The sequence below is a fragment of the Longimicrobium sp. genome (assembly GCF_036280135.1).
In the GTDB taxonomy this organism is placed as follows: Bacteria; Gemmatimonadota; Gemmatimonadetes; order Longimicrobiales; family Longimicrobiaceae; genus Longimicrobium.
This window is the reverse complement of the sequence record NZ_DASURI010000177.1, coordinates 1-3,024: the sequence shown is the minus strand read 5'-3', so window position 1 is coordinate 3,024 and position 3,024 is coordinate 1. Positions and strand designations below refer to the sequence as shown.

The window sequence follows — 3,024 nt, the reverse complement described above, 5'->3', positions numbered from 1 at the left end:
GAGCCGGAGTTCCCCGGCTGAGCGCCGCTTTCCGGCACTGCGCACGGGGGCGATCTCCACCGGGTCGCCGCCGTTCCTGTTCGATGCGGTAGACTGGTCTTGCGCGCGAGCCGCGCGCGAGATACAAACGGGTATGGCTTCCAGATGCAATCGGCTGAGTGGGAGGGGGTGTGGCTGAGGGGACGGACGCGGGCGGCCGCTTCGACCTCTACCCCGCCATCGACCTGCGCCGCGGGCGCTGCGTGCGGCTGGAGAAGGGGCGGGCGGACCGCGAGACGGTCTACGGCGGCGATCCCCACGGGGTCGCCGCCGGTTTCGTGGACGCGGGCGCCCGCTGGATCCACGTGGTGGACCTGGACGCCGCGTTCGGCGACGGCAGCAACCGCGCCCTCATCCGCGACCTCGCGTCGTCCCTGGGCGTGCGCGTGCAGACGGGCGGCGGGCTGCGCTCGGAGGCGGACCTGGCCGAGGTGCTGGAGAGCGGCGTGGCCCGCGCGGTCATCGGGACGGCAGCCATCGAGAACCCGGAGCTCGTCCGCCGGGCCGTGGAACGCTGGGGGGCGGAGCGCATCGCCGTGGGACTGGACGCCCGCGGGCGCCGTCCTGCCGCGCGCGGCTGGCTCGAAGAGAGCGGAACGGACCTGTTCGACCTCGCGCGGTCCCTCGTGGACGTGGGGGTGCGCACCATCATCCACACCGACATCGAGCGCGACGGGATGATGATGGGACCGAACCTGCCGCTTTCCGTGGAACTGGCGGCGCATTCCGGCGCGGAGGTCATCGTCTCCGGCGGCATGCGCGGGATGGAGGACGTGCACGCCGTGGCCACCGCGTCGCGCGAGGGGCGGGGGATTGCCGGCGCCATCATCGGCAAGGCGATCTACGAGGGCGCGCTGGACCTGCCCGCCGCGCTGCAGGCGGCGGGCTGATGGCGCGCGTCTTCGTGCTGCGCGTGCGGCGCGGCGTGAGCGTGCACTCGCTGGCGTCCATCGTCCAGCAGTATACGGGGCTTCCACTTCCGGAGGCCAGGCGCGCCGTGGAGCGTGCCCGCGCCGGCGAGCGCGTGGAGCTGGACCTGGACGACGAGTACGCCGCCTACGACCTGGCGAGCGTGCTCTCCGACCTGGGCGCCGCGTCCGACGTGGACGAGTCGTTGTAGCGCCCGGCCGATCCCGTTCGATGTCGAAGGAGGCGCATCCCCGCGGCTGGGGATGCGCCTCCTTCGCGTTTCCTCGACTCGAAGCCCGGAGCGGATGGTGCCTAAAACGAGCGCTCCGGACCGGACCGCCGTGCACGCGCATGACCACCTCGGTCCCCTCCGGATCGCTCCGATCCTTCCTCGTCCGAATCTGCGTATCTGCCATTTTTTCAGCCACTTGCGCGATTTCCTCTCCGCTGTTAGCTGTACAAAGTAGACGACGTACGACCGGCTGTTCCCTTCGCCCATGGCGTCCATGATCCCGGAAACCCACGAAGAGGCGAACGCCTCCACGCTGCGCGAGATCGAGCGGGTCGTCGCGCGCGGCGAGTCGCTGCAGGTGGAGTTCAAGCGCACCACGGGCCAGCGCACCGACGCGGCGAAGACCATCTGCGGGATGCTGAACGCGTCCGGCGGCTTCGTGATCTTCGGCGTGACGGACGATGGCCGTCTCGTGGGCATGCAGGTGACGGCCGCCACGCTGGCGGACGTCGCGCGCGAGCTGCGGCGCATGGACCCGCAGGCGCTGCTCTCGCCCGAGGCGGTGGAACTGGGGAACGGGCTCGCGCTCCTCCTCGTCCGCGTGCCGAAGGGCGACGGGCCGTACACGTACGACGGCCGGCCGTACCTGCGCGTGGGCCCCACGACGGAGCTCATGCGGACGGAGGAGTACCAGCGCCGGCTCCTGGAACGGATGCACTCCGTCACCCGGTGGGAGACGCAGCCGGCGCAGGGCATCACGCTGGATGAGCTGGACGCGGACGAGGTCGTCCGTACGGCGGAGGAGGCCATCCGCCGCAACCGGCTGGAGGAGCTCGCCTCCCGACGCGTAAAGGACCTGCTGCTGGGCTTTGGTCTGCTGCGCGACGGCGTGCCGATGAATGCCGCCGTCGTCCTGTTCGGCCGCGCGGACCGGCTGATGCCGCTGTATCCGCAGTGCACGCTGCGGCTGGCGCGCTTTCGCGGGCGCGACATGTCGGAGTTCATCGACAGCCGCCTGGAGGTGGGGAACGCGTTCCAGCTGTTCATCAAGGCGCAGCGCTTTCTCCGCGAGCACCTGCCCGTCGCTGGCCGCGTGGTCCCCGGCCTCTTCGAGCGCGTGGACGATCCCCTGTATCCGCCCGTGGCGTTGCGCGAGGCGCTGGCCAATGCGTTCTGCCACCGCGACTACGGCATCCACGCGGGATCCGTGGGCATCGCCATGTTCGACGACCGCCTGGAGATCACAAGCACGGGCCCGCTCCGCTTTGGCCTACGCGCGACGGACCTGGTGGGGCCGCACCCGTCGCTGCCGTGGAATCCCACGATCGCGTCCGTCTTCTTTCGCCGTGGGCTGATCGAGCGGTGGGGCCGCGGCACCATCAAGATCGGCGAAGCGACGGAGCGCGCCGGCCTCATCTCGCCCGAGTTCCACGAACGCGGCGGCGAGGTGGTCGTGCGCTTCTTCCCGGGCGCCTACGTCCCCCCGACCCGTGTCTCCCACGAGTTGACGGAGCTGCAGCGCGAGCTGCTGGCCCTGCTCGCTGATCTCGGTCCGTCTCCCTCGGTCTCGCTCCTGTCCAGCCTCTCGGAGCCGATCTCCTATCCGACGCTGATGCGGAACCTCGGGCAGCTCGTCTCCTACGGTCTGGTCGAACGAACGGGCTCGGCGCGCAATACGGCGTGGCGGCTGATCGGCACGTCGAGATCGCTGCTGCTTCCTCCATCGCACCGATCCGAGCCGGACGACCGTGAGAGGATGTGAGAGGATGTGAGAGGATGTGAGAGGATGTGAGAGGATGTGAGAGGATGTGAGAGGATGTGAGAGGATGTGAGAGGATGTGAGA

At 70.0% G+C, this 3,024-nt stretch carries 3 protein-coding genes; all 3 read left to right on the top strand.

The window, feature by feature from the left end:
* Positions 1 to 170: 170 nt before the first annotated feature.
* The 3 genes from hisA (at position 171) to VFZ20_RS05245 (ending at position 2,942) form a co-directional block, all read left to right on the top strand.
* Positions 171 to 929 carry a 1-(5-phosphoribosyl)-5-[(5-phosphoribosylamino)methylideneamino]imidazole-4-carboxamide isomerase gene (gene hisA / locus VFZ20_RS05255; RefSeq protein WP_329682785.1) on the top strand — a complete coding sequence of 253 codons (759 nt, stop codon included), beginning with the start codon at positions 171 to 173 and terminating at the stop codon, positions 927 to 929.
* The gene (locus tag VFZ20_RS05250; RefSeq protein WP_329682784.1) at positions 929 to 1,159 is read left to right on the top strand and encodes a hypothetical protein; all 231 of its coding nucleotides are present in this window, start codon (positions 929 to 931) and stop codon (positions 1,157 to 1,159) included. The genes hisA and VFZ20_RS05250 overlap by 1 nt, the downstream gene beginning before the upstream one ends.
* A 286-nt stretch (positions 1,160 to 1,445) precedes the next feature.
* Positions 1,446 to 2,942 carry an ATP-binding protein gene (locus tag VFZ20_RS05245; RefSeq protein WP_329682783.1) on the top strand — a complete coding sequence of 499 codons (1,497 nt, stop codon included), beginning with the start codon at positions 1,446 to 1,448 and terminating at the stop codon, positions 2,940 to 2,942.
* Positions 2,943 to 3,024: the final 82 nt, after the last annotated feature.